This is a genomic window from Rhodococcus sp. 14-1411-2a (genome assembly GCF_002259485.1).
In the GTDB taxonomy this organism is placed as follows: domain Bacteria; phylum Actinomycetota; class Actinomycetes; order Mycobacteriales; family Mycobacteriaceae; genus Rhodococcoides.
Map to the genome: position 1 here is coordinate 106,648 of NZ_NPGA01000020.1, position 25,902 is coordinate 132,549.

22 protein-coding genes are annotated in these 25,902 nt (G+C 65.9%); 11 read left to right on the forward strand and 11 right to left on the reverse strand.

Features of this window, described 5'->3' with window-relative positions; genetic code table 11:
- Positions 1-32: 32 nt before the first annotated feature.
- The 3 genes from CH291_RS21605 to CH291_RS21615 are packed head-to-tail and all read right to left on the reverse strand — an operon-like array spanning position 33 to position 3,762.
- A complete protein-coding gene (locus CH291_RS21605) occupies positions 33-1,469 on the reverse strand; it encodes a GuaB1 family IMP dehydrogenase-related protein (RefSeq protein ID WP_094641723.1) in 1,437 nt (478 codons plus the stop codon).
- A gap of 11 nt (positions 1,470-1,480) precedes the next feature.
- Complete coding sequence (locus tag CH291_RS21610) at positions 1,481-2,380, reverse strand: DMT family transporter (protein WP_094688617.1); 900 nt, start codon at positions 2,378-2,380, stop codon at positions 1,481-1,483.
- Complete coding sequence (locus CH291_RS21615; RefSeq protein ID WP_256980938.1) at positions 2,377-3,762, reverse strand: DEAD/DEAH box helicase; 1,386 nt, start codon at positions 3,760-3,762, stop codon at positions 2,377-2,379. The genes CH291_RS21610 and CH291_RS21615 overlap by 4 nt, the downstream gene beginning before the upstream one ends.
- A 73-nt stretch (positions 3,763-3,835) precedes the next feature.
- Here CH291_RS21615 and CH291_RS21620 point away from each other — a divergent pair, with 73 nt between their 5' ends.
- Positions 3,836-4,297 carry a DUF4262 domain-containing protein gene (locus CH291_RS21620; RefSeq protein WP_256980939.1) on the forward strand — a complete coding sequence of 154 codons (462 nt, stop codon included), beginning with the start codon at positions 3,836-3,838 and terminating at the stop codon, positions 4,295-4,297.
- Positions 4,298-4,367: 70 nt separating this feature from the next.
- Here CH291_RS21620 and gndA read toward each other — a convergent pair whose 3' ends face one another.
- The 4 genes from gndA to CH291_RS21640 all read right to left on the reverse strand — a co-directional run bounded on the left by gndA (position 4,368) and on the right by CH291_RS21640 (position 9,392).
- Complete coding sequence (gndA, locus tag CH291_RS21625; RefSeq protein WP_094615060.1) at positions 4,368-5,819, reverse strand: NADP-dependent phosphogluconate dehydrogenase; 1,452 nt, start codon at positions 5,817-5,819, stop codon at positions 4,368-4,370.
- A gap of 168 nt (positions 5,820-5,987) precedes the next feature.
- Entirely contained in the window at positions 5,988-7,718 is a 1,731-nt protein-coding gene (locus CH291_RS21630) for a DEAD/DEAH box helicase (RefSeq protein ID WP_094688621.1), read from the reverse strand.
- 277 nt (positions 7,719-7,995) lie between these two features.
- Positions 7,996-8,952, reverse strand: a complete 957-nt coding sequence (locus CH291_RS21635) for a M56 family metallopeptidase (RefSeq protein ID WP_094641731.1) — start codon at positions 8,950-8,952, stop codon at positions 7,996-7,998.
- Between the two features lie 23 nt (positions 8,953-8,975).
- The gene (locus CH291_RS21640) at positions 8,976-9,392 is read right to left on the reverse strand and encodes a BlaI/MecI/CopY family transcriptional regulator (RefSeq protein ID WP_094641733.1); all 417 of its coding nucleotides are present in this window, start codon (positions 9,390-9,392) and stop codon (positions 8,976-8,978) included.
- A 200-nt stretch (positions 9,393-9,592) separates the two neighbouring features.
- Here CH291_RS21640 and CH291_RS21645 point away from each other — a divergent pair, with 200 nt between their 5' ends.
- Both CH291_RS21645 and CH291_RS21650 read left to right on the forward strand, forming a co-directional pair.
- Positions 9,593-10,894 (forward strand): alpha/beta hydrolase, encoded by a 1,302-nt coding sequence (locus CH291_RS21645; protein ID WP_094688874.1) that lies wholly within the window; start codon positions 9,593-9,595, stop codon positions 10,892-10,894.
- A 68-nt stretch (positions 10,895-10,962) separates the two neighbouring features.
- Complete coding sequence (locus CH291_RS21650; RefSeq protein WP_373455158.1) at positions 10,963-13,530, forward strand: bifunctional lysylphosphatidylglycerol flippase/synthetase MprF; 2,568 nt, start codon at positions 10,963-10,965, stop codon at positions 13,528-13,530.
- Between the two features lie 9 nt (positions 13,531-13,539).
- On the opposite strand, the gene CH291_RS21655 is transcribed toward CH291_RS21650, so the two are convergent.
- The 3 genes from CH291_RS21655 to CH291_RS21665 form a co-directional block, all read right to left on the reverse strand.
- On the reverse strand, positions 13,540-14,409 hold the full coding sequence (locus CH291_RS21655) for an ABC transporter ATP-binding protein (protein ID WP_094641737.1): 870 nt from the start codon (positions 14,407-14,409) through the stop codon (positions 13,540-13,542).
- Positions 14,406-15,419 (reverse strand): FecCD family ABC transporter permease, encoded by a 1,014-nt coding sequence (locus CH291_RS21660; RefSeq protein ID WP_231893713.1) that lies wholly within the window; start codon positions 15,417-15,419, stop codon positions 14,406-14,408. The genes CH291_RS21655 and CH291_RS21660 overlap by 4 nt, the downstream gene beginning before the upstream one ends.
- Positions 15,420-15,502: 83 nt before the next feature.
- Positions 15,503-16,978, reverse strand: coding sequence for a FecCD family ABC transporter permease (locus CH291_RS21665; RefSeq protein WP_082898623.1), 1,476 nt, complete (start codon positions 16,976-16,978; stop codon positions 15,503-15,505).
- Positions 16,979-17,159: 181 nt separating this feature from the next.
- Here CH291_RS21665 and CH291_RS21670 point away from each other — a divergent pair, with 181 nt between their 5' ends.
- The 8 genes from CH291_RS21670 (at position 17,160) to CH291_RS21705 (ending at position 24,405) form a co-directional block, all read left to right on the forward strand.
- Positions 17,160-17,921, forward strand: coding sequence for a hypothetical protein (locus tag CH291_RS21670; RefSeq protein WP_068047364.1), 762 nt, complete (start codon positions 17,160-17,162; stop codon positions 17,919-17,921).
- Positions 17,922-18,188: 267 nt separating this feature from the next.
- The gene (locus tag CH291_RS21675; RefSeq protein ID WP_255183164.1) at positions 18,189-18,605 is read left to right on the forward strand and encodes a PaaI family thioesterase; all 417 of its coding nucleotides are present in this window, start codon (positions 18,189-18,191) and stop codon (positions 18,603-18,605) included.
- A gap of 5 nt (positions 18,606-18,610) precedes the next feature.
- Complete coding sequence (locus CH291_RS21680) at positions 18,611-19,891, forward strand: DUF6986 family protein (protein WP_094688876.1); 1,281 nt, start codon at positions 18,611-18,613, stop codon at positions 19,889-19,891.
- Positions 19,892-19,976: 85 nt separating this feature from the next.
- Positions 19,977-20,609 (forward strand): urease subunit gamma, encoded by a 633-nt coding sequence (locus CH291_RS21685; protein WP_094641741.1) that lies wholly within the window; start codon positions 19,977-19,979, stop codon positions 20,607-20,609.
- Complete coding sequence (locus CH291_RS21690; protein ID WP_094641743.1) at positions 20,609-22,330, forward strand: urease subunit alpha; 1,722 nt, start codon at positions 20,609-20,611, stop codon at positions 22,328-22,330. Before CH291_RS21685 ends, CH291_RS21690 begins: the two co-directional genes overlap by 1 nt.
- Positions 22,330-22,986: an urease accessory protein UreF gene (locus CH291_RS21695; protein WP_068047353.1), complete on the forward strand. Its 657-nt coding sequence runs from the start codon at positions 22,330-22,332 to the stop codon at positions 22,984-22,986. The genes CH291_RS21690 and CH291_RS21695 overlap by 1 nt, the downstream gene beginning before the upstream one ends.
- A gap of 39 nt (positions 22,987-23,025) precedes the next feature.
- On the forward strand, positions 23,026-23,730 hold the full coding sequence (ureG, locus tag CH291_RS21700) for an urease accessory protein UreG (RefSeq protein ID WP_094641747.1): 705 nt from the start codon (positions 23,026-23,028) through the stop codon (positions 23,728-23,730).
- Positions 23,731-23,736: 6 nt separating this feature from the next.
- On the forward strand, positions 23,737-24,405 hold the full coding sequence (locus tag CH291_RS21705) for an urease accessory protein UreD (protein WP_094641749.1): 669 nt from the start codon (positions 23,737-23,739) through the stop codon (positions 24,403-24,405).
- An 86-nt stretch (positions 24,406-24,491) separates the two neighbouring features.
- Here CH291_RS21705 and CH291_RS21710 read toward each other — a convergent pair whose 3' ends face one another.
- On the reverse strand, positions 24,492-25,895 hold the full coding sequence (locus tag CH291_RS21710; protein ID WP_068047296.1) for an NAD(P)/FAD-dependent oxidoreductase: 1,404 nt from the start codon (positions 25,893-25,895) through the stop codon (positions 24,492-24,494).
- Between the last annotated feature and the right edge of the window lie 7 nt (positions 25,896-25,902).

Consider the following 25,902-nt stretch of genomic DNA (forward strand, 5'->3'; position numbering starts at 1 on the left):
TTGCTGTGGGTGAGTCTAACCGTGCCCGACCATCACCACCCGGAGGGCAGGGGCCGTCCTTCGGCGAATCCGGCAGCGGACTGGACTCCCAGAACAGCTCGTTCGGCCAACTCCGCAAGCGAACGGGCTCCCGCATACGTGCAGGTACTGCGAACTCCGGCACAGATGTGATCGATCAGGTCCTCGACACCGGGCCGATCGGGATCGAGGCGCATCCGCGAACTGGAAATGCCCTCCTCGAACAAGGCCTTGCGAGCCCGGTCGAACGCCCCATCGGTGGCGGTACGGGCGGCAACGGCTCGCTTGGACGCCATACCGAAGCTCTCCTTGTACCGATTGCCGGATGCGTCCACGCGCAGGTCGCCCGGCGACTCGTACGTGCCGGCGAACCACGAGCCGATCATGACGTTCGCAGCGCCGGCAGCCAGTGCGAGAGCAACGTCACGTGGGTGGCGCACACCGCCGTCGGCCCACACCGAAGCCCCGAGTTCGGCTGCCGCAGCCGAACAATCGGCGACAGCCGAGAACTGGGGGCGTCCGACGCCGGTCATCATGCGTGTCGTGCACATCGCTCCCGGCCCGACACCGACCTTGACGATGTCCGCGCCCGCCTCCACCAGATCGCGCGTCCCTTGGGCGGACACCACATTGCCGGCCGCCAGGGGAACGCCGAGATCGAGGGAGCGCACGGCAGCGAGGGCTTCGAGCATCTTCTGCTGATGCCCGTGAGCGGTGTCCATCACGAGCACATCGGCCCCGGCCTCGACCAGTGCGGTCGCCTTCTCGGCCACGTTGCCGTTGATGCCGACCGCAGCAGCGATACGGAGGCGACCCGACGCGTCGACTGCAGGCGCGTAGATGCCGGTTCTGATCGCGCCGGTCCTGGTGACCACACCTGCCAGGGAGCCGTCGTTCTCGACGACGACAGCGAGGTGGGCGTGTGCCGCCTCCATCAGCTCGAAAACTTCCTTGGGCGACGCGTGGCGAGGGGCTCGCACGAAATCGGCCGACGCCACGGAACTGAGCCGCGCGAATCGGTCGACGTCGGCGCAGGCACCCTCGGACACGACTCCGATCGGCTTGCCGTGTTCGACGATCACGACCGACCCGTGTGCACGCTTGTGCATCAGCGCCAAGGCGTCGGACACGGATGCGTTGGGGCCGAGGACGACCGGTGTGTCCGCGATCAGGTCGCGACTCTTGACGAATGCGACGGTTTCGGCGACGGCTTCGGTGGGGAGATCCTGCGGGATCACTGCGATCGCTCCGCGACGTGCGACGGTTTCGGCCATACGCCGACCCGACACCGCGGTCATGTTCGACACGACGATCGGAATGGTCGTTCCCGAGCCGTCGACCGTACTGAGGTCGACATCGAATCGCGACGTGACGTCGGTTCGGTTGGGGACGAGGAAGACATCGTCGTAGGTGAGATCGTAGGGCGGCTGATGACCATCGAGGAACTGCACGTTGATCGAGACTACCGGTCGGGCGCGATCGGCGGGGTCGACGCCCCGTCCACCGTCTCCCTTTCGATGCGAGTCGACGCCTGGGTCTGAGACAGTCGAATCGTCGCGGCGATCATGACGGACACCGCTACGGCGATGACGGCGAGGGAAGCCCCGTCGGTTCTGATTCGCTCGTCCAGGACCGTGATGCCGATGAACGCAGCGCCGAGGGGCTCGCCGATCGTGACGGCAGGCATGGACGCGGACAGCGGACCGACTTGAAACGCGCGTTGTTGGAGGTAGAAGCCGAGAACTCCCGATCCGACGAGGGCGTAGGTCTGCCAGGCCGTCAACGCGCCGAACCTCTCGTTCTCCACGAGGTCGGTGACCAACTTCGTCAGAGCCGCGGCCAGACCGAACAGCAACCCTCCTGCGGCTCCGAGCAACAGGGCCCGCACACCGGGGGCGGTCAGGAGCAGACCTCCCACTGCTGCGCCGCCGATCACGACCGCGGCGACGAACAGAGGAACGATCCAGTCGGACAGAGGGGCGTCGGTGTCACCTTCGCTGGGGTCGCCGACCACGATGAACACCGCGAGGGCGGCGGCAAGCAGGAATGCGAGCACCCACGTCGAAGCAGGGAGAACCCGGCCCGCCAATTTCGCCGACATCGGGAGTGCGAACAGCAGGGCGGTGACGAGCAACGGCTGCACGACCAGGACCGAACCGACCCACAGTGCAGCGATCTGAACGGCGTAGCCGCCCCCGTCGCCGAGTACGCCCACCCACCATCTGGGGCTTCGGATCAGAGCCGAGAGCAGTGACGTTCCCTCGGGGACCGACGCCGCGGCGCTCTGCTGTGCCACCGACGCACAGGCGAACAGGAATGCCGAAACCAGGGCGAGCGCGATCGACAACCACGAGGCGGTCACCCGCGTCGTCCTCTGTTGCCGCCCCGCCTGCCCCCGGTCCGCTCGCCTCGCTCGTGTCGGACGGGCGCAGCACCGCGCCGCGATCCACGTTGTGCCGGTGCTTCGACCGCTTCGGCCGGGAGCGGCCTGCCGATGGGTGTACGCGCCCCGGTCAATCGACGCCACGAGGTGGGATCGCTCTCGGTGTCGACCACCGTTGCCGAGACACCGGCATCGCCCGCCATCGCGCACACGTGATCCACCTGTTCGGCCGTAGCCAACGTCACGACGGTTCCGCTGGATCCGGCGCGGGCGGTGCGACCTGCGCGATGCACGTAGTCCTTGGAATCCAGTGGTGGGTCCACGTGGACCACGAGGCTGACGTCGTCGACGTGAACCCCACGTGCCGCGACATCGGTCGCGATCAGCGCAGTCGATGCGCCGTCGCCGAAGGCGGCCAGCGAACGTGTGCGGTGCGCCTGAGTCTTGTTGCCGTGCAACGACGATACCGATACACCCAGCCGGCGACAGTCGTCGGTGAGCCGGTCGACCGCGTGAGTGGTGCGGACGAACAGCAACGTGCGACCGTCCCTGTTGGCAAGTGCCGCAGCTACTTCTGTCTTGCGGGCAGCATCGACTCGAAACACGTAATGCGCGATGTCGGGTTCGCTCACCGACTCCGCGGTGGAATGTTCGGCCGGATCGCTGAGGAACTTCTCGACCAGGCGGTCGACGTCTCCGTCCAGGGTCGCCGAGAACAGCAACCGCTGGCCGCCGGTCGGTGTCGCAGCGAGAAGTGAATCGACCTGGGGCAGAAAGCCCATGTCCACCATGCGATCTGCCTCGTCTATCACGGTGACCTCCACCCGATTCAACGTGATCGAACGACGCTCGAGGAGATCGTTGAGGCGACCGGGTGTGGCCACCACGATGTCGATTCCGCGCTGTATCTCTCGGACATTGCGCTCGAGCGGAACGCCGCCGACCACGCCGACGCTGCGCAGGCCGAACGTCGCACCATGGATGTCGAGCACTTCCTGGATCTGGAGCGCGAGTTCGCGAGTGGGAGCCAGCACGAGTCCACGCGGTGCACCGGGCTCGCTGCGTCGGCCGGCAAGCCGCACGAGCAGCGGAAGCCCGAACGCGAGAGTCTTGCCGGATCCGGTCGGAGCACGGCCCAGCACATCGCGGCCCGCGAGCGCATCGGGCAGGGCGGCGGACTGGATCGGAAACGGCTCGGAGACACCCGCTTTCCTGAGCGAGTGCACGAGAACCACGGGCAGTCCCAGTTCTGCGAACGATCGAACGGATTGACCCGGCATGGCTGTGACCATACCGCTGCGTCGGCCGTGCGTCGGAATCTTCTTGTCGGTGCCCCGCGCCATACTCGGGGCAGAACGCATGTTCGATCGGCGTTCGACACCGTGATTGCCGAGGGGGCGATCGCACGCAGAGTGTGGGGGAGCTATGTGCAAGATGTGTCAGGGCCACAGCGTCGACGAGTACATCGAGGGCGTGATACGCACCATCGACAGGTGTGGCTGGGCCCTGCAGTACGTCGAATCGGAAGTCGATCCCGACGGTATCCATCCGGCGTTCTGCTACACGGTCGGTCTCACGAATTTCGGCAGCCCGGAGATCGTCCTGACGGGGCGCGGGCCGCACGAGTCCTCGAGAATTCTCAATTCGCTCGGCGCATCGGTGGTCTCGGGAATGCTGGAGCTCGAATCCGGAATCGGTTGCACTGCAGCAGGATTCGAGCTGTTCACCATCGACGTACCGGACTGTGCGGATATTCTGTACACCGCATCCGACGTGTACGGCCAAGGGTGCTTCAGTGCGGTGCAGGCGGTGTGGAAGGACCTGGAAGGTGCACTGCCGTGGGAGGGCATCCCGTCGACGGTGGTCCAACCGATACTCGGGCCGGTGCCCGTCTGACCTTGTTCTCGATACGTACCACCGGTGGCGCTGCGTGATGCACGCAGCGCCACCGGCGGGCGGTCGTCGGTCAGGCTTCGATCTCGGAACGATCGCCGCTCCACAGAGTGTGGAACTTTCCTTCCGAGTCGGTTCGCTCGTAGGTGTGTGCCCCGAAGAAATCTCGCTGTCCCTGTGTCAGAGCGGCAGGTAGACGCTCTGCCCGCAACGCGTCGTAGTAGGAGAGCGAGGACGCGAACGCGGGGACCGGAATGCCCAACGAAGCCGCGGTGATGACGACCCGACGCCAGCTGTCGATGGCGTTCTCGATGGCATCACGGAAGTACGGGGCCAGGATCAAGCTCGGCAGTTCGGCGTTGTCGTCGTACGCGTCCTTGATGCGATCGAGGAACCGCGCGCGAATGATGCAGCCACCGCGCCAGATCGTGGCGAGGTCACCGGGATGCAGATTCCAGTCGTATTCGGCACTGCCCGCGGCGATCTGGTCGAAGCCCTGTGCGTAGGCGACGATCTTCGACGCGTACAGAGCCCGACTGATGTCGTGTGTGAACTGCTCCGCGTCGGTCGGCTTGTCGGCCAGTGTTCCCGAGGCGAGTCCTACGGCTGCCTTGCGCTGAGCGCGTGACCCCGACAGAGCCCGAGCGAACACCGCCTCGGCGATACCGGTGACGGGAACCCCGAGGTCCAGGGCCGCCTTGACCGTCCAGCGACCGGTGCCCTTCTGTTCGGCAGCATCGACGATCACGTCGACGAGAGGCTGACCGGTCTTGGCGTCGACCTGCCGAAGAACCTCGGCGGTGATCTCGACGAGGTAGCTCTCCAGATCACCGTTGTTCCATTCGGTGAACACGTCCGCTACCTGAGCCGGCGTGTAGCCGAGAGCGTCGCGGAACAGGTTGTACGCCTCACCGATGAGTTGCATATCGGCATATTCGATGCCGTTGTGGACCATCTTGACGAAGTGTCCGGAGCCGTCGGGGCCGATATGGGTGCAGCACGGCGTGCCGTCGACCTGAGCTGCGATCGATTCCAATAGCGGACCCAGTGCCTTGTAGGACTCGGCCGGACCACCCGGCATGATCGACGGTCCGTTGAGCGCGCCTTCTTCGCCGCCGGAGATGCCGGCACCGACGAAGAGCAGTCCGCGCTCCTTCATGGCCGCCTCGCGACGAATGGTGTCGGTGTAGAGGGCATTACCACCGTCGATGATGATGTCGCCCTCCTCCATCGCGCCTGCGAGCTCCTCGATCACCGCGTCGGTCGGGTCGCCTGCCTTGACCATGATGAGCACTCGGCGCGGCTTCGCGAGAGCGGCGACGAACTCCTCGATGGTTTCGGTGCGAACGAAGTTGCCCTCGGTGCCGTGCTCGGCGATCAGGGCATCGGTCTTGGCGACACTGCGGTTGTGCAATGCGACGGTGTGGCCGTGATGGGCGAAGTTGCGGGCGATGTTGGAGCCCATGACGGCGAGTCCGGTGACTCCGATCTGAGCCAGTTCTGTCGGTTCTGCTGCTGAGGTCATACAGACAGCTTTCCCTGCCGAGAGATTTCGCGCGAGCCAACCCCCCGGCCGGTGCCGAACCCGACCACCGGCAACGACAACGGGTGCCGCATTCGCGAAGAATGCGGCACCCGTTGTGTTCGAGTGGTGCTGTGCCGGTCGGGTCACGACCTCACGGTGACGAACCGATCAGTGGCTGCGAGCCGGACCGTCGAAACCGTCGTACGAACGGCGTTCCGTGCGGCTGCGGAAGCCTCCGGAGCGGTGCTCGTCCTGGCGGGGGCCGGACGCGGGACGACGGGTGTCGGAGCCACGACCCTCGTAGCCGCGGCCCTCGGAGCGACGCGGGCGGTCGCCCTGGTAGCCCTCGCTGCTGCGGGGGTTGGAGCCCTGGTATCCGCCGCCACTGCGGGGGTTGGAGCCCTGGTAGCCCTCGCTGCTGCGCGGGTTCGAGCCCTGGTATCCGGTGCGGGGACGGTCACCCTGGTAGCCCTCACTGCTGCGCGGGTTCGAGCCCTGGTATCCGCCGCCACTGCGGGGGTTGGAGCCCTGGTATCCGCCGCCACTGCGGGGGTTGGAGCCCTGGTATCCGCCGCCGCTACGGGGGTTGGAGCCCTGGTAGCCGGGACGGCTGTTCCGGTCACGAGGAGCGGACTCGGCGCGCAGAGGCTCACCGGTCGGCTTCTTCGCCCCGGTGATGCTGTTCAGCTCGGCCGAACCGGGCGAGACGTTGACGGCAGTGGCCTTGACGCCGGCCATACCGGTCAGACGCAGAACCTGACGACGCTGGTTGGGGAGCACGATCGCGACGACGGTGCCCTTCTCGCCTGCGCGTGCCGTGCGTCCTGCGCGGTGCAGGTAGTCCTTGTGGTCTGCGGGCGGATCGACGTGGACGACCAGGTCGATACCGTCGACGTGGATTCCGCGAGCAGCAACGTCGGTAGCGACGAGGACGGGGGTGCGGCCGTTCTTGAAACGCTCGAGAACGCGGGTGCGCTGGTTCTGAGCCTTGCCGCCGTGCAGCGACTCCGCGGCGATACCGAGCGCACGGAGGCGATCGGTGATCCCGTCGCAGCCCAGCTTGGTACGCGCGAACATGATGGTGCGACCGCCTTCGCGAGCACCGATCTCGGAGAGAACGAGATCCTTCTGACCCCGGTCGACCATGAGGACGTAGTGATCCATGGTCCGGACGCTGGCTTTGCCGTCCTGGGTGGAGTGCTCGACGTGATCGGGCAGGAACTGGCGTACCAGTGACTGAACCTCACGGTCGAGAGTGGCCGAGAACAGCATGCGCTGTCCGTCTGCCGGGGTATCGGCGAGCACTGCACGCACCTCGGGCAGGAAGCCCATGTCGGCCATCTGATCGGCCTCGTCGAGCGCGGTGATCTCGATGGAGTCCAGGATGCAGGTGCCCTGGCGGAGGTGATCGGCGAGGCGGCCGGGAGTGGCGACGAGGACGTCGACTCCGCGGCGGAGCTGCTCGACCTGCTTGTTGAACGGGGTACCGCCGACGGCGGGCATGACTCGCAGGCCCTGAGCGTTGGCGTAGGGAGCGAGGGATTCGACGACCTGGAAGGCGAGCTCGCGGGTGGGGACCAGCACGAGCGAACGCGGGCGCTTGGCGGCCGGGCGATCGGTGTGCAGCGACAGGCGCTGCAGGATCGGCAGGCCGAAGGCCAGGGTCTTACCCGAGCCGGTCTGCGCACGACCGAGGACATTCTTACCGGCGATCGCGTCGGGAAGCGCCTTCTCCTGGATGGGGGAGGGCACGGTGATCGAGTTGCGCGCCAATGCGGCGACGACAGCCTCGGGCAGTCCGAGATCGGCAAAGGTGAAGGCCGGTGCCGCTACGGGCGTCGGGACTGCCGTGGTGTCGGAAGTGGTGGAAACGGGTGTGTTGGAAACAGCGTGGGTCACGCAGTAAAGCCTCTCCGGATTACGGGCACGCCAATAAGCCCGAAGCTGAGAGCACCCGAAGAACCGGGAAACACGAAAAACAGCCAGAACACATTGATACGAGCCAGGGCACTGTCACCTGGCCATCAGAATGCAGATGAGAACTGCATAAAGTGGGGCTGTTTGTGCCATTTCGATTGCTAGGTCGCGATGGCGACCGGTCTCTACTGTACGGGACGTACCGCCAATTGTTCGACTCGAGTCGATGTGACCTGTGCGACCCCGACCGCGTGCGAGCTCACCCGATGAGCTTGCTCAGTTCCTCCAGCCACGGCATGGCGACGTAGATCGTCGGAAGAACCAGGATCACCACGGCCGCCGCGTAGGCCGCCGCCGCGATGCGCACATCGCTACCCGGGCCGCTCAAGCGCTGCACACGGATGAGGGTGTGCGGCCCTCCGGCGGCCATTGCACCACGCGGGGCGGTGGACCCCGCGCACGTGACCAGTGCCCTGGCCAACGGAGTGGGACCGGTGACCTTGACCGCCGAGTCGTCTGCGAGCAGCTCGACCAGCAGCTGTACGCTGCCGAGCGCCGACTTGCTACGGACGATCCGCGGGAAGGCTTCGTTGACGGCGGTGAACGCTTCGAGAACCAGATCGTGGCGGGCGCGTAGATGTGACCGCTCGTGGCTGAGGATCGCAGTGACCTCGGCCTCGGACAGGCTGGCCAACGTACCTCGACTCAGGACCACCCGCTGACGCAGACCGGGTAGGCAGTACGCGATCGGTTCGGCCGCGTCGAGTACCCGGATGTCTGCGTCGCGAAGGCCGCGAAAAGGGTTCTCTCCCAAGTCTGTTCGATCCAGCAGATCGACGAGCACGCGATGCCTCGAACGCCGGCGACGGGTTCTGACCGCTACCCGAACGACAGAGAACATGAGCTTGGCGCCGATGCCGAGCGTGATGGCGAGGACGACGACGTACAGAGTCCACAGGGGTAAACCGAGCGCGTCGATCTCGTCGGTCGGTGCCGTCGTGGGACGACCGTCAGGTCCGGGGACGAGCAGCAGTCCGCCGATCGCGAGGCCGGAGCTGAAAGCCGAGAGCACCGCGGCGAGAGCAATTGCCTGCCACAGCACCAGGGCGGCGCGCGGTGACCGGTACGGCCAACTCGCGCGCGCGAGCACTGCCGGAACCGGCCCAGCCAGGATCAGCGCGAGTACTGCGAATACCAGCGCAGTCGTCGAGTTCATGTCCTCACCTACTGCCGCGAGCGTCAGTCCGTCGGACGGCGATCTCCAGCCGAAGGGGACTTTGATGTCGATTGTGCCACTTCCAACGCGGCAAGCGCCTCACGGAGGGCGTCGGCTTCGTCGGCCCCCACCTGACCGACGAAGTGCACGAGTGCCGCTGCGCGTCCACCCGACGCCGGTGCCTGCGACAGCGCGTCGACCATGAGGCTCGCGACCAGCTCGTCGCGGCCGTGCAACGGTGCGTAGCGGTGCGCTCTGTCGTCGCGTTGCTGGACGACCAACTTCTTCTTCGCCAGCCGCTGCAGCACCGTCATCACCGTCGTGTACGCGAGTTCGCGATGCGTCGCGAGTGCCTCGTGGACCTGTCGAACGGTCTGGGGATCCGACGACTCCCACAGATGGTCCATCACTGCGCGCTCTAGTTCACCAAGACCAGCCATTCGTCCGAGTCTACGGCTAGTCCGACGCGGATGCGTACTACTCGTGGTAGTACCGACCGTTCAACTGATGTGGGATCGGTCATAGTCGCAGTCGCGACGAATCGGCGGGTCTCGACCGCAGGACTCCCGGGGCGAATAATCTGTGCTGTGATCGTGCCGCCTTTCGGCCCGACTTTCGAGAAGTGAGCGGAGACGAAAGCGTGGAGTGGTTCGATTCCCTGTCGTTGATCGATGGTCCGGTACCGGTGATCGTGTCCGTTCTCGGTGCCCTCGGTGGTCTGTGGCTGCTCGTCTCGAGATCGCGGCGATACGCCACACGTGCAGTGCCGATCGTCGTCACGGCAGCGATCGTCGTCACGGCGATCGGCTACGCGGTGGTCGAGAAGGTGTGGCGACCGTTCCCGGATCCGATAGAGACCTCGATCTACGTGTGGATCGGAGTGGGCCTCGCTGCGCTGTTCGCGGTGATTCCCAGGGCGGTGAACGCCCGAGGGGTGCTGGGCACGCTGGCGTCGGTGCTGGCGATGGTGTTCGTGGTGGCGGCGTCGGCCCTGCACGTCAACCTCGAGTTCGATGCGTATCCCACCGTGGGCAATGCTCTCGGTGCCGAGTCGGCGGCGCGCATTCAGTTCTCGGATGTGCCCGCTGCGGTGGAACAGACTGTTACGGGCACGCCTCTGGACTCGGTGTGGACAGCACCGGCAGATCTGGCGACCGCCGGGAAGATCACCTCGGCATCCATTCCGGCCACCGCGTCGAACTTCACCGCACGAGATGCGGAGATCTACCTGCCGCCCGCCTACTTCGCCGATCCTCGCCCGCTCCTTCCGGTTCTCGTGCTGCTCGCCGGCCAGCCGGGAGCACCCGAGGACTGGCTCAACGGCGGAAAACTCGCCGAGACGATGGACGATTTCGCTCGCGATCATGCCGGTCTCGCGCCGGTTGTCGTCGTCGCGGACGGAACCGGGTCGTCGATGGCGAATCCGCTCTGTGTCGACTCGCCGCTGGGCAACGTGGACACGTATCTCTCCCGCGACGTTCCCGACTGGATCGACTCGGCGCTGCAGGTGGACCGCAATCGCGCACACTGGGCGATCGGCGGATTGTCCTACGGCGGTACGTGCTCGATTCAGATGGCGACCAATCACCCCGATGTCTATCCCACGTTCCTCGACCTCTCCGGCCAGCGCGAGCCGACTCTCGGCGATCGAGACCGCACGGTGCAGCAGGCCTTCGGAGGAAACTCCGCGGCGTTCACCGCCATCAACCCACTCGACCTGCTGAAATCACGTCAGTACCCCGACTCCGCCGGTATTTTCGTCGTGGGGTCCGACGACAACGACTACAAACCGGGCCAACAGGAGATGTACGACGCGGCGAAGGCCGCCGGAATGGACGTGCAGTACGTGGAAGTACCGGGCGGACACAGCTTCGCGGTGTGGTCGGAAGGCCTCCGGCGCGAGCTCCCATGGCTGGCAACGAGAACAGGGTTGATTTCGTGAACGTGACCGATCCGGAACGACCGTCAGCGGCGGACGCCGAAGTATCCACACCCGCCGAACCGTCGTGGATGTCCGCGCGCACCGAATCCCTGAGGTCCGGTGCGTCTGCAGTGATGCGCCAGCTTCGGCGGGTGTGGGCGCTCATCGTGTTCGGTGCCGTGGGAGCACCGGTCAGTTTCACTTTGCTCGCCGTCGTCTGGGTGATGGGCATCGTCGCCGCGGTCGTGGACAACCGCGGCGAGATGGACAAGTACTTCGCCGTGGGCATCATGCCGTTCGAGCACTGGCACCTGTGGACCCCGCTCACCTCGGGTCTGGCGGCGCCCAACATCGCCGGTTGTGTGGTGGCCACGGTCGGGGTGCTGCTGGCCGCCGCACCGATCGAGCGCCGTATCGGATCCCGTCGCTTCGCCGTCGCTGCGTTCGTGACGCAGGTGGCCGGTTCCTTGTTCGGCCTCGGTCTCGCGGTTCTGGCCAAGACCTTCGACGCGGACTGGGGATTCCGGTTGCACGTCGGAACCGCTGTGGGCCCGACGACCTGGATCTTCGGTGTGGTCCTGGTCGCGACCTCGCGAATGGATACGTTGTGGCGCAGGCGAATCCGCGTCGGCGTGCTGGCCTTGCTGGTGACGTTGGCATTGTTCGGCGGACACCTGCAGGACGTCGTTCGGCTCGCTGCGGCGGTGATCGGCCTGGTCGTGGGCCCGTGGATCGTCGGTCGATCCGCACGTGGCCCTCGACTGGCGGGTACCCGACGCGAAGGACGGGTGCTGGTTGCGTTGATCGTCGCTGCGAGCGCCCTCGGTCCGGTACTTGCGGCCCTGAGCCCCAACGCTGTCGGGCCGTTCGCGGTACTTCGTGATGTGGTGCGGGGGGTTCCGTACACGGCGGCGGAGGTGCGCGAAATCTGCGCCGACGCGACCACCGACCCGGTCGAATGCCGTCGTGGTCTGCTCGATCTCAGACTCGGGGGAGTCGGCCCGACCATCCTGAGCATCATGCCGTCGTTGTTCCTGCTGGTGGTCAGTGACGGCCTGCGTCGAGGCAGGCGTTTCGCGTGGGCCATGGCGGTGGTCTCGCAGGGAATTCTGCTCGCGCTGTCGGTGGCCAACTTCGCGATTCGGTTTCTCGAGTCCGGTGACGACCAGTCGCTGTTCTACGGCTTGGAATCGCCGACGGCGTACCGCACTGCGGTACCGTTTCTGCTGCCCCTGATCGTGTTGCTCGTTCTGATCGTCACCCGCAAGTTCTTCGACGTGTCGGCGCCTTCGGGTACCTACCGTCGATGGGCGGCCTCGGTGGTCGGGGTGGCGGCAGGACTCGCCCTGATCTACTCGATCGGTGGGTATCTGGCCCGCGGTGGCTTCGCCGATTCGCCGTCCTTCGGCGGACTGCTGGTGGACTTCCCGCAACGCTTGGTTCCCCCGGTCTACCTGCAATGGCTCGAACCTGCCCTGCTCCCGCAGAGCACGCCGACGACCCTGCTCTTCGAGTGGACCGGCGTGGTGTTCTGGGTGGTGGTCTGCGTGCTCGCTGCGAGTACCTTCCTCACCCCGGTGTACGGCACCGAGACCGACGCCGCCGAACGTGCGCGCGCTTTGCTGATGTCGAGCAGCGGGTCCGCTCTGTCGTGGATGACGACGTGGCGCGGCAACAAGTACTGGTTCGGTTCCGACGGTCGCAGCTACGTCGCCTACCGCGTCATCTACGGCGTCGCACTGACCACCGGGGATCCCGTCGGTCCGCGGGAGTCCCTGCGGGACAACGTCGTCGAGTTCGCCGAGTTCGCGTCCGAGAACGGGTGGATCCCGTGCTTCTACTCCGTCACCCCCGACGTCCGCCGCATCACCGACTCTCTCGGTTGGGGAGGAATCCAGGTCGGTGAGGAAACGGTTCTGGACCTCGACGGCATTGCGTTCACCGGCAAGCGATTCCAGGACGTGCGGACTGCGCTGAACAGAGCGAAGAAAGCCGGCGTCGTCGCCGAGTGGATCCGCTTTCCTTCTGCCCCGCTGGCGATCACGGACCAGATCACTGCGATCTCGGAGGAATGGGTCGCGGACAAGGGTATGCCCGAGATGGGCTTCACTCTCGGCGGTCTCGAGGAGGTCGACGACGAGAACGTGCGGTGCCTGATCGCCGTCGACGAGAACCAGACCGTGCACGGCGTGACCTCGTGGATGCCGGTGTACGAGGACGGCGTCATCGTCGGATGGACGCTCGACTTCATGAGACGCAGATCCGAGGGCTTCCGGCCCACGATGGAATTCCTCATCGCATCGGCGGCCCTGCTGCTCGAACAGGAAGGCGCCCGATTCCTCAGCCTCTCGGGCGCACCCCTGGCCAAGGTCGACGAGAAGCAACCCGAACACGTCTCCAGCGCCGAGCAGTCCACGCTGTCGGGGCTGCTCGAGCGGTTGCTCGACGTCCTCGGACGCACCCTCGAACCCGTCTACGGATTCCGTTCCCTACTGGCGTTCAAGTCGAAGTTCCAGCCTCGCTACGAACCGATGCACATGACCTTCGCGGATCCGGCCGCTTTGCCCAGCATCGGAAATGCGATCGGCCGGGCGTATCTGCCCGACGTGTCGATCGGTCAGGGTGTCAAGCTGGTACGCACGATGATCGAGCGGTGAGAGCCCGCGCTACCGCTCGGTGGAAGCCCCTGCGGCGGCGCGACTCTCGGCCCGGACGGGTCCACCGACCGACCCGTACACGTGGCGGGTGCCGATCGGAACGATGAGCGGACGATCGGACATCGGGTCGTCTATCACGGCGGCTTCGAGGCCGAACACGTCGAGCAGCAGCTGCTCGGAGATGACGTCCTGTGGCCTGCCCGAGGTGACGATCCGGCCCTGCTTCATCACGATCAACCGGTCGCTGTACCTGATTGCCAGGTTCAGATCGTGCAGGACCATGACGATGGTGCGGCCGAGTTCGTCGTGCAGGCGGTCGACGAGATCCAGGACCTCGATGGAGTGCGCCAGATCGAGATAGGTGGTCGGCTCGTCGAGCAGCAGGATGTCGGTGCCCTGGGCCAGTGCCATCGAGATCCAGGCGCGTTGTCTTTGGCCACCGGACAATTCGTCGACGGGTCTGTCGGCGAGGTCGCTGATTCCGGTCAGTTCGAGTGCGTTCGCCACCTCTGCCTCGTCGTCCGAGCTCCACTGCCGGATCCACGATTGGTGGGGGTGACGACCGCGTGACACGAGATCTGCGACGGTCAGTCCTTCGGGAGCAGTGGGCGCCTGAGGCAGCATTCCGAGGGTGCGGGCCACCTCTTTGGTCTTCATCGACGAGATCGCCCGACCGTCGAGCATCACGCTGCCGGCCTTGGGCTTGAGCAGACGGCCGAGCGAACGCAACAGCGTCGACTTTCCGCAGCCGTTGGGTCCGATGACCGTGGTGATGACACCGGTGTGAATCTCGAGATCGAGGTGTTCGACGATGGTGCGGTCGCCGTACCCGAGGCTCAGATCGTTCGCGATCAGACGCGAGGTGTGGCTGGTGGTCATACGGAGGCCTTTCGGTTACTGCGAACGAGTAGGTAGAGCAGGAACGGTCCACCGAGGGCCGAGGTGACGATGCCGACCGGGAGTTCCACCGGCAGAATCGTGCGCGCGATCAGATCGCTTGCCACGACCAGCAGTCCCCCGAGAAGTGCCGACGCGATGATCGGCGGGCCGGGCGTTCGCAGCACCCTCAGCGCTATTTGGGGAGCGGCGAGCGCCACGAATCCGATGGGTCCCGCGGCGGCGGTGGCGATCGCGGCGAGTGCGACGGCCGCGAGCAGCATCATGGCCTGACTGTGTTGCAGACGAACCCCGAGCGATCGTGCGTTGTCGTCGCCGAGTCTCAGGGCACCCAGCGTGAACGTCGCGACGACGGTGCCGCCGCCGACGAGGACGACCGCGATGGCCACCGGCCAGACCGCGGACCAGTCCGCTCCGTTGAGTGACCCGTTGAGCCAGACCTGAGCACGGGAGACGTCGTTGATGTCGGCGCTGATCAGCAGCCAGCCGATCACCGCGGTGAGCATGGCGTTGACGGCGATGCCGACCAGAATGAGGCGGAATCCGTCGACGCCCTTGCGCCAGGCGAGGGTGTAGATCGCGATGGCGGTGAGCAGCCCGCCGATCAATGCCGCCAGAGGAAGACCGAGGGTGGCGAGCAGCCCGCTGAAGCTGCTGCCACCGCCGAGCACGATCAACGCGACGGCCGCGGCACTGGAACCGGCCGTGATGCCCAGGATGTCGGGGCTGGCGAGGGCGTTGCGGGAGATCGACTGCGTGATCGCGCCGGATATACCGAGAGCGGCCCCGACCAGGAGCCCGGTCAGTGATCGGGGCAGCCGCAGGTCCATCACGATGAATCGTTCGATCCTCGAACCGCCGCCGAGCAGAACGTCGAGGACCTGCACGATCGACAGCGGGAAGTCGCCTCGGCCGATGTTCACGCACATGACCAGCACCAGCGCCGCAGCCAGTAGGACGGTCGTCAGGACCATCAGTGGCCGTCGAACCATCGAGATCGGACCGAGGCGGAACGCAGGCCGGGTGCGAACGCCGCCTTCGCCGGGCGTCGGTGTGGGGGACTGCAGGTCGGCGGTCACAGGCCGACCAACTTCCGGCGTCGGACGAGAGCGATGAAGAACGGCGCTCCGATCAGTGCCAGAACGATGCCCACCTGAAGCTCGCCCGGGCGCACCACGACCCGGCCGATGACGTCGGCGATCATGAGCATCACTCCGCCCATGAGGCCTGCGTACGGGACGAGCCAGCGGTAGTCGGGTCCGGTCACCGCGCGGGCGATGTGCGGGACGACGAGGCCGACGAACGCGATGGGCCCGCATGCTGCGGTCGCTGCACCGGTGAGCAGCGTGATGGCGAGGATGCCGACGGTTCGGGTGATCGCGATGTTGGTCCCGAGCGATCGTGCGACGTCCTCGCCGAGGCTCATGACGTTCAGGCCGGGGGTGCTCGCCAGTGCGATGAGGACGCCGATCACCAGGAACGGCAGGACCTGCCACAGTACGTCGAGGCCGCGTCCGGCAACGGATCCGACCACCCAGAAGCGGTAGCCGTCCAAGCTGGTCTGATCGAGCAACACGACGGCGTTGGTCATCGCCGAGAGAAAGAATGCGACGCCGGCTCCGGCCAGGGCGAGATTGACCGGGCTCGATCTGCCCGACCCGATCGACGACAGTCCGAAGACGACGATGCTCGCCACCGCCGAACCGGCGAACGCGAACCACAGGTACTGACTCGGCGAGGTGAACCGAAACAGATAGATGGCCATGACGACGAAGAACGCCGCCCCGGAATTGAGGCCGAGCAGGCTGGCGTCTGCCAACGGGTTACGGGTGTGCCCCTGGATGAGAGCGCCTGCGATGCCGAGTGCGATGCCGACGACCAGTGCGAGCACCGTGCGTGGGATCCGCAACGTGCGCACGATGATGTCGGTGTCGGTGCCCGTCGAATTCAGCAGCGCATGGGCGATTTCGGCGAACGTCAGTGGCCGCGCGCCGATGGCGATGCTGGCGAGGATGCCCGCCACGAGCGCGACGACCAGGACTGCCAGGCCGAGCAACCTGCGCCTTCGGATCGCGGCGACCGAGCCGTCCTTGGGAACGGGCTCGAATCCTTCTGCTGCCGCGGTCTTGTCGCGGACCACTTCCGACGACGACGTGTCGATCCCGAACTGACGACGCAGAGCCCGGCGTGCGCCGATGGGGCCGTGGGTCGAGGTGTCTCGCAGCGTGAGCCCCAGCCAGCGCTTGCCGGTGCTCTGGCCTTCGTTGCCGTCGCGGTATCCGCGGTTCCAGACGAACAGAGCCGCCGCGACGCACACCGCGATGGTGCCGAACACGAATCGGTCCGCCTGGCCGCCACCGTTGTCGTCACGAAGCGCGTCGACGATCGACCAGCCGACGAACAGGGGGATCAGCACGATCAGTGCGTCGATCGCGGCTGCAGCGAGGCGAGAGCTACGCGGCGGCGGCCCGGTGGGCACGTCCTCGGTCCCGTACGGCTCGTCGGAAGACCGGCGTGCGCCGTGGGGGCCGAGTAGCGGAGCTGTTGTCACAGTGCTCGTGACTCCTCGCTGTTTCGAAGGGACACGGTTTAGGTTACGGAACCCTTCCTCGGCGCGTGAGGTGAGGTAAGGGTAGCGGTGCCTGACCGTTATATGATCTGGTTAGGCTAACCTACTTTGAGTGGGTAGGGGTGTGACGCGTGCACCCGCCGGGAAAGTGAGGAGCGATCAGGTGTCAGTTGCAGCAGCGTCGTATACGGGTTGGGCCGATGTGCATCGATTCTCGAGTCGATCCGGCGGGGCGGCGCTGTTGGCCGACTCGTGTGCGACCCTGCGTGCACTCAACCCCGATTACCCGCGGATGTACGCGGTGGCAGCGATGGCGAACGAGGGCAAGCGCCGTTGGTGGCAGTTGGCGGTGGGTCTCGACGACGGTCGCGTCGAGCAGATGTACCGACGATCGCTCGAGGATCTCGATGTTCCCGAAGCTGCGGCAGTGCAGGTCGCTACGGCTCTGATCCATGCCGTCGTCGGGCGCGTGGCCGCGCTGCTGGTGTTGGAGGCGCGAGCCTGGGATCCGGGCATCGACAATCTGTGGATCCACATGGACAGTGACGGCGGGATCGATTGGGCAGGAGTGACATCGCCGATCCTGCGCGTGCTAGCCGAGGATCCCGCCGCGGGTGAGCCCGGCACGGTCACACTTCCGTGCGAGCAGGCTCTGTTGGTCTGGACTGCACATCGATGCACGACGTCGCTCGGCGCGGTGTTCCGCGCGATCGCCGACCGCGCACCGCTGGATGCGCGTGTCTTCTGGGCTCTGGTCGGCGACGCAATACTGGGGGCCTCGACGTATGTACCGATTCTGGCTGGGGCGAGCGCATCGGCAGGTGCGCGCCGGGGTCAGATGCTGCTCGACGCCATGGTCGCGGCCGGGGCACCCGTGCGGTCACGCGTCGGCGTTCCTGGCCGCGCGAGACTGCGGGCATCGTGAAGGCCTTGCGCCATAACTAAGGTTTGCCTATGCTGACTTCGTACCACCGGACCGCGCCGGAGTCCTGAGGGCTGCAGTGACTCCCGGTCCTTGCCACGGTGGGCCTCTCGTTCTTCGCGAACGAGAGGCCCACCGATTTTTGTGGGTCCATCGTCGTGTATCTCTGAACGGGAGCCGACTGCCGAGTCGGCCACCCTCTCGACGCAACCGGAAGGCACAGCAATGACGGACTCGAACGGCACCACGGGGGCGACCTCCTTCGACACCATGACGCCGGAACAGCTCACCGAATTGTGTGCACGGGGATTCGACGGGGTCGTGGGCCTGCGGTACCTCGAGGTGTCCGGCGATGAGGTGCGCGCGGAATGGACCGTCACTCCGCAGCTCCATCAGCCGGCCGGAATCATGCACGGTGGGGTTTTGTGCTCGGTGGTCGAGTCGGTGGCGAGTATCGGCGGATCGGCCTGGTTCGGCTCCCGGGGGCACGTGGTCGGAACCAACAACAACACCGACTTCCTGCGCGCGACTCGATCGGGAACCCTGGCCGCGCACGGACATCCGATTCATCGGGGCCGCACCCAGCAGCTCTGGCAGGTCGACATGACGGACGAGAGTGGACGCCTGGTTGCTCAAGGCAAGGTCCGGCTGGCGAATATCGAAAACACGGCGCATCTGGGACAGTGATGCCCATGACGGGACACAGCGACAGCGCCGACTCTTCCATCCGGCCGGGCGCAACTTCACTGACTGCCGACGCCTTCGATCGCCTCGAATCACTGTTCGGTCCCATCGACGACGAACTCGCGCAGCATTATCCGGGTGACCGAGTCGGTGGCCAGCCCTCTCACACCGTCTACGTATCGGCCTCGGATGCGTCGGCGGCTGTGCCCGCCGAATGGGGTGGTGCCGCTCTGGCAATCCTGGACGCCCACCCCGAGGCGTTCGCCGGACTCGACACCCAGAACGCCTTACCTCTCGTACGCGACCGACTCGGAAGTGCGCCCATCCAGGACCTCAGATTCGATTTCGAGGACGGTTACGGATGGCGATCCGACGCCGTCGAGGACCGCCACGCGACCGCAGTCGGGGCAGCTCTGTCCACTTTGGCCGAAGATCCGGCCGGTCCGACGTGGCTCGGGATCCGTGCCAAAGGGCTTGCCGCACATGAGCGTCGGCGTGGGATTCGGACCCTCGAGCTGGTCCTGGACGGCGCCGGGGGAGTGCCCGACGGCTTCGTGTTCACCGTACCCAAGCTCCGTGCCGCCTCGCAGGTAGCCGCCGTGGTCGCCCTGTGCGAGGAACTCGAGCGTGCGCACGGCCTGCCCGAGCGCGCCCTTCGATTCGAGCTGCAGATCGAGAGCCCACAGGCGGTGATCGGGGCCGACGGAACGGCAACCCTCGCGAAGGCGATCACCAGGGCGGACGGCCGCTGTACCGCCCTGCACTACGGGACCTACGACTACAGCGCCGCCTGCGGAATCACCTCTGCGCAGCAGTCACTGGCCCATCCGGTGGCGGACCATGCGAAGAACGTCATGCTGGCGGCGGCGGCGCAAACCGGGGTATGGGTGTGCGACGGTTCGACTCAGGTGGTGCCGACGGGCGATTCCGCGCAGGTGGCAGCATCGGCGCGTCGACATTTCGAGCTGGTGACCAGATCCCTCGAGCGCGGCTTCTATCAGGGTTGGGACATGCATCCCGGCCACCTGGTGACGCGGTGGTCGGCGACATTCGGCTTCTTCCGTCAGGCCATGCCGGTCGCTGCTGCTCGGCTGGGCAGCTACCTCGACCGCCAGGGTGGTGAGGTGATGGACGAGCCGGCGACAGCGCAGGCGTTGGCAGGCGTTCTGGTGCGGGGCCTGGATTCGGGCGCGTTCGGCATCGCCGAGTTGCAGAACGTGGCTGCCGGCATCGACCGAAACGTGCTGCGGGGACTGCTCGATCGATCGGTGACCGTGCCGCTCGGATGAGATGCGTCGGCGCGCTCCGCTGCCGGCGGGTCGTAGGCGTGTCAGAATTGCCGGGCACCATCACCGATCGGGACGGAGAACTCCAATGCGGTTGTCTCCGCACGAGCAGGATCGACTGCTCGTCAGCTACGCGGCCGAGCTCGCTCGGCGTCGCCAGGCACGCGGCCTCAAACTCAATCACCCCGAGGCGATCGCGGTCATCACCGATCATCTCCTCGAGGGTGCCCGTGATGGCCGTTCGGTCGCAGACCTGATGTCCTCGGGTCGCGAGATTCTCGGTGCCGACGACGTGCTCGACGGGGTGCCCGAGTTGCTCCCCGAGGTCATGGTCGAGGCGACCTTCCCCGACGGTACGAAGCTGATCACGGTGCACGAGCCGATCTCACCCAAGCGCGGTGACGGCCACCTGATTCCGGGCGAGATCATCACCGTCGCAGGCGACATCGAGATCAACGACGGCGCCGAGGTGATCTTCATGGCCGTCGTCAACGCGGGAGATCGACCGGTACAGGTGGGCAGCCACGTGCATTTCCCGCAGTCGAACGCAGCTCTGCAGTTCGACCGCGAACGGGCGCACGGCTGCCGCCTCGACATCCCTGCGGGCACGGCGGTGCGTTTCGAGCCCGGCATAGAACAGACGATTCGGCTCGTGCCCCTCGGCGGCACGCGCGAGGTACACGGATTGAGCATGACACCTCCCGGAAAGTTGGACAGCTGATGGCGCGTATGAGTCGCAGTCGATACGCCCAGTTGTTCGGCCCCACCACGGGTGATCGAATTCGCTTGGCAGACACCGATCTTCTGATCGAGGTCACCGAGGACCGCAGCGGCGGACCCGGCAACGCCGGTGAGGAGGCCGTCTTCGGCGGCGGCAAGGTCATCCGTGAATCGATGGGTCAGTCCCGAGCCACCCGCGCCGACGGTGCTCCCGATACGGTCATCACCGGGGTTGTCGTCGTCGACTACTGGGGAATCATCAAGGCCGATCTCGGTATTCGCGACGGACGCATCGTGGCGCTGGGCAAGGCGGGCAATCCCGACACGATGACCGGGGTGCATCCCGATCTCGTCATCGGCCCGTCCACCGAGATCATCGCGGGCAACGGGAAGATCGTCACGGCAGGCGGTATCGACTGTCACGTCCACTTGATCTGCCCGCAGATCAAGGAGGAGGCTCTCGGTGGTGGCATCACCACCGTCATCGCCGGCGGTACCGGCCCTGCCGAAGGCAGCAAGGCCACCACCGTCACCCCGGGCGCATGGCACCTGTCTCGAATGCTCGAGTCGCTGGACGACTGGCCGATGAACATCGTGCTCCTCGGCAAGGGCAACACGGTCAATCCCGACTCGATGTGGGAGCAATTGCGCGCCGGCGCATCGGGATTCAAACTGCACGAGGACTGGGGATCGACCCCGGCCGCCATCGACGCGTGCCTGCGAGTGTGCGAGGACGCAGGCGTTCAGGCAGCACTGCACTCGGACACCCTCAACGAGGCCGGATTCGTCGAGACCACCCTCGATGCGATCAGGGGACGCGGAATTCACGCGTATCACACCGAGGGGGCGGGCGGCGGGCACGCACCCGACATCATCACCGTGGCGGCGCAGCCACACGTCCTCCCCAGCTCGACCAACCCGACGCGTCCGCACACCGTCAACACTTTGGACGAACATCTCGACATGCTGATGGTGTGCCACCACCTCAGTCCATCGATTCCGGAGGATCTGGCCTTCGCCGAGAGTCGAATTCGGCCGTCGACCATCGCGGCCGAGGATCTGCTGCACGACATGGGTGCGATCTCGATGATCGGCAGCGACGCTCAGGCGATGGGCCGTATAGGTGAGGTGGTTCTGCGCACCTGGCAGACGGCCCACGTGATGAAGTCTCGTCGCGGCTTTCTGGCCGGTGACAACGGAGCCGACAACAACCGAGTGATGCGCTACGTCGCGAAGTACACCATCTGCCCGGCCGTCGCACACGGCCTCGACGACGAGATCGGTTCGATCGAGCCGGGCAAACTCGCCGACCTGGTGCTGTGGGACCCGGCCTTCTTCGGGGTGCGTCCCCACATGGTCATCAAGGGCGGGATGATCGCCTGGGCTGCCATGGGCGATGCAAACGCGTCCATCCCGACCCCGCAACCCGAACTACCACGTCCGATGTTCGGGGCGTCACCGAAGGCTGCTGCTGCGACGTCGCTGCATTTCGTTGCCCCGCAGGCGATCGAGGACGGACTTGCCGGACGTCTGAACTGTGATCGTCGGTTGGTTCCGGTCAAGAACGTGCGCGGTGTCAGAAAGTCCGACATGGCACTCAACGATGCGCTGCCCGATATCCGGGTGGATCCCGACACGTTCACCGTGCGTATCGACGGGGACGTGTGGACGGAGCAGCCGGCAACCGAACTGCCGATGGCGCAGCGATACTTCCTCTTCTGATGCCCGATGCCCGACTACAGGTGACGACGCTGCTCTCGCTTGCAGATTCACGCTTGCCCACCGGTGGCCACGTGCACTCCGGTGGAGTGGAAGAAGCGATCGCCTCGGGCTTCGTCCGAGACATCGCGACGCTCGAGGCGTTTCTGCGACGCCGTATCCGAACCTCCGGGGCCACGACGGCGTCCATTGCCGCATCACTGGTGCACGGGTCGTCGAGCACGGACGAGGCCGATGCCGAGTCCGACGCCCGAACCCCGTCCCCGGCTGCCAGGTCTGCCTCCCGTGCTCAGGGCCGTGGACTGCTTCGGTTGGCCAAATCTGCCTGGCCGCATCATGATTGGGCGGCCATCGGCCGCAAGCCGCATCTGGCCGTTGCCGCCGGACACGTCGGACTCGCGGCGGGCCTGTCGGTTGCCGACACGGCCGCCGTCCAGGTGTACATCACCATGACCGGGTCGGCGATTGCCGCCCAGCGTCTGCTCGCGCTCGATCCTGCCGAGGTCGCGGCGTGCACCATTCGGTTGGGCGACTTCTGCGACGACGTGACCGCGGCGGTGTGCGAGTGCCTACCGGAGCTGATGGAGTTGTCGGATCCGTTGCTGGACATGTTCGCCGAAGCCCACGCCGTCCGCGATCGGCCGTTGTTCGTATCCTGAGTACGGATCCATTTTTTCTCTAGCGACAAGGAGTTCGACATGCCCCCGCACCTGATCGACGGTGAGCCCCACGACCACGGTTTGGATCGGCCCAAGCGCGCACGGGTGGCAGGTGACGCGCTGCGCGTCGGCATCGGTGGACCGGTCGGTTCCGGGAAGACGGCGTTGGTGGCGGCACTGTGCCGCGAACTGCGCGACGAACTTTCGCTTGCCGTGCTCACCAACGACATCTACACCACCGAGGATGCGGACTTCCTTCGTCGGCACGCCGTGTTGCCCGACGAGCGCATCACGGCGGTGCAGACCGGTGGCTGCCCACACACCGCGATCCGAGACGACATCACGGCCAATCTCGACGCCATCGACGATCTGATCGAGAACAACCCACCCCTGGATCTGATTCTCGTGGAATCCGGCGGCGACAATCTGACGGCGACGTTCTCGTCAGGTCTGATCGACGTACAGATATTCGTCGTCGACGTTGCCGGGGGAGACAAGGTGCCGCGTAAGGGCGGTCCCGGTGTGACGTTCTCCGACCTGCTGGTCGTGAACAAGACCGATCTCGCTCCGTACGTCGGAGCCGATCTCGGTGTCATGGAACGGGACGCGGCTCAGGTACGCGAGGGGCGCCCGACTGCGCTGATCTCCCTCACCGACGATCCGGCCGCGACCATGGTGCTCGAGTGGGTGCGGGAGCAGCTGAAGGTGATCGCCGACGCCGACGCGCACGCCCACACACACTGAGCGTCGATGCACACAGAGCTCTGCATCGAGGCGAGCCGCAGCCGGAGCCCACGCATCACCTCGGTGGGTGGACTCGCCGGCCGACAGACGGGACTGGACACAGTTCACCTGATCGGAACGGCGGCAACGCCTCTCGGCGGTGACACCATCGTGGTCAGAATTTCGGTGGCGGCCGGCGCGCACCTGGAGGTGCGCAGTGTCGCGGCGTCGTTGGCGATGCCCGGTGGGCTGCACCGTCACTCGTCGGCGAAGTGGCATTTCGAGGTCGGTGCAGGTGCGTCGCTGGTCTTCGACCCGGAACCGATGGTCGTCGTCTCCGACGCCTCGCACTCGGTGATCAACACCGTTGTGCTGGAACAGGATTCGACGTTGTGGTTGCGAGAGCGGACGCAGATCGGCCGCTTCGAGGAAGCGTCGGGACAGTGGAGCAGTGCGATGCGATGCGACGTCGGAGGCAGCCCGCTGCTGCGCCATCGAGTGGAACTGGGCGCGGGATCTGTTGCGCACGACGCATTGTCGGCACCGCTGTCGATGTCCAGCACGCTGAGGTATCCCGATACCCGGGCGTCCGAGGTCGATCTGGCCGACGGTTCCGTCCGGCTGGCGCTGGCCGGAGGCGGTTCGCTGAGTACGTCGGTGGGGCGTCGTCTACAGCCCATCGATTCGCTCGGCTGAGACAGCCCCGACAAACGAACGACGCACGGGCCGACGGTATGTCGTCGGCCCGTGCGTCGTAGTCGTAGCGGCGGGTCAGCTGCTGATCAGCCTGCGGCCTTCTCGCGTTCCTGCTCCTGATCGGCTGCGTCCGTGTTGACGGCACCCGCACGTTCGAGGGAGTTGAGTTGCTCGATGGCCAATCGCGCGAACACCTGCTGTTCGGTCGACGCCATCTGCGCGCGCCCCTTGCCGAGGAACGTCACGAACCACGAGATGACGGTCGTGATGCGGCTGCGGTAGCCCACGAGGTAGTACAGGTGCAGAGCGAGCCACATGAGCCAGGCGATGAATCCACCGAACTCGAGCTTGCCGACCTTGGCGACGGCGTTGAATCGCGACACCGTCGCCATCGAACCCTTGTCGAAGTACTTGAACGGGGCCCGCTGGGCGGGATCGTCCTGGCCCTTGACCGACGCCTTGATCAGCTTGGCAGCGTAGGTCGCTCCCTGAATGGCACCCTGCGCCATGCCCGGAACGTCCTTGACCGACATCAGGTCGCCGACCACGAACACGTTCGGGTGACCCTTGACGGTGAGGTCCGGTTCGACCAGCACGCGTCCGGCGCGATCGGTCTCGGATCCGGACTGGTCGGCGAGCTGCTTGCCGAGTGGGCTGCCCTGCACGCCTGCGGACCAGACCTTGCACTGCGCCTCGATGCGACGCGTCGTGCCGTCCTTCTCCTTGACGGTCAGGCCGTCGTTGTCGACGTCGGTGACCATCGCGTTGAGCTGGATTTCCACGCCGAGCTTCTCGAGCCGCTCGGCAGCCTTGCGGCCGAGCTTCTCACCCATCGGCGGCAGCACGGCCGGAGCGGCGTCGAGCAGGATGACGCGGGCGTCACGCGGATCGATGTTGCGGAATGCTCCGTCGAGGGTGCGATCGGCGAGCTCGGCGATCTGCCCGGCGAGCTCGACGCCGGTGGGACCCGCGCCGACGACCACGAAGGTCATGAGGCGGTCCTTCTCCTCCTGATCGTCGGAGAGTTCGGCCTGCTCGAATGCACCGAGGATGCGTCCGCGCAGTTCGAGTGCATCGTCGATGGTCTTCATGCCGGGCGCGAACTCGGCGAAGTGGTCGTTGCCGAAGTAGGACTGCTGTGCGCCTGCAGCGACGATCAGGCTGTCGAACGGAGTGACGGTGATGCGTTCGAGGAGCTTGGACGTGACCGTCTTGGCCTCGAGATCGATGTTCAGCACGTCTCCGAGCAGCACCTCGGCGTTCTTCTGCTTGCGCAGAATGACGCGGGTGGTGGGAGCGATCTCGCCGACGGACAGAATGCCTGTCGCGACCTGATAGAGGAGAGGCTGGAAAAGGTGGTGTGTCGTCTTGGCGACGAGGGTGATGTCGACGTCGGCTTTCTTGAGCGCCTTGACGCCGAACAGACCTCCGAACCCGGAACCGATGACGACGACGCGGTGACGCTTCGATTCGAGCGGTTGGATGCTCATTACCTGC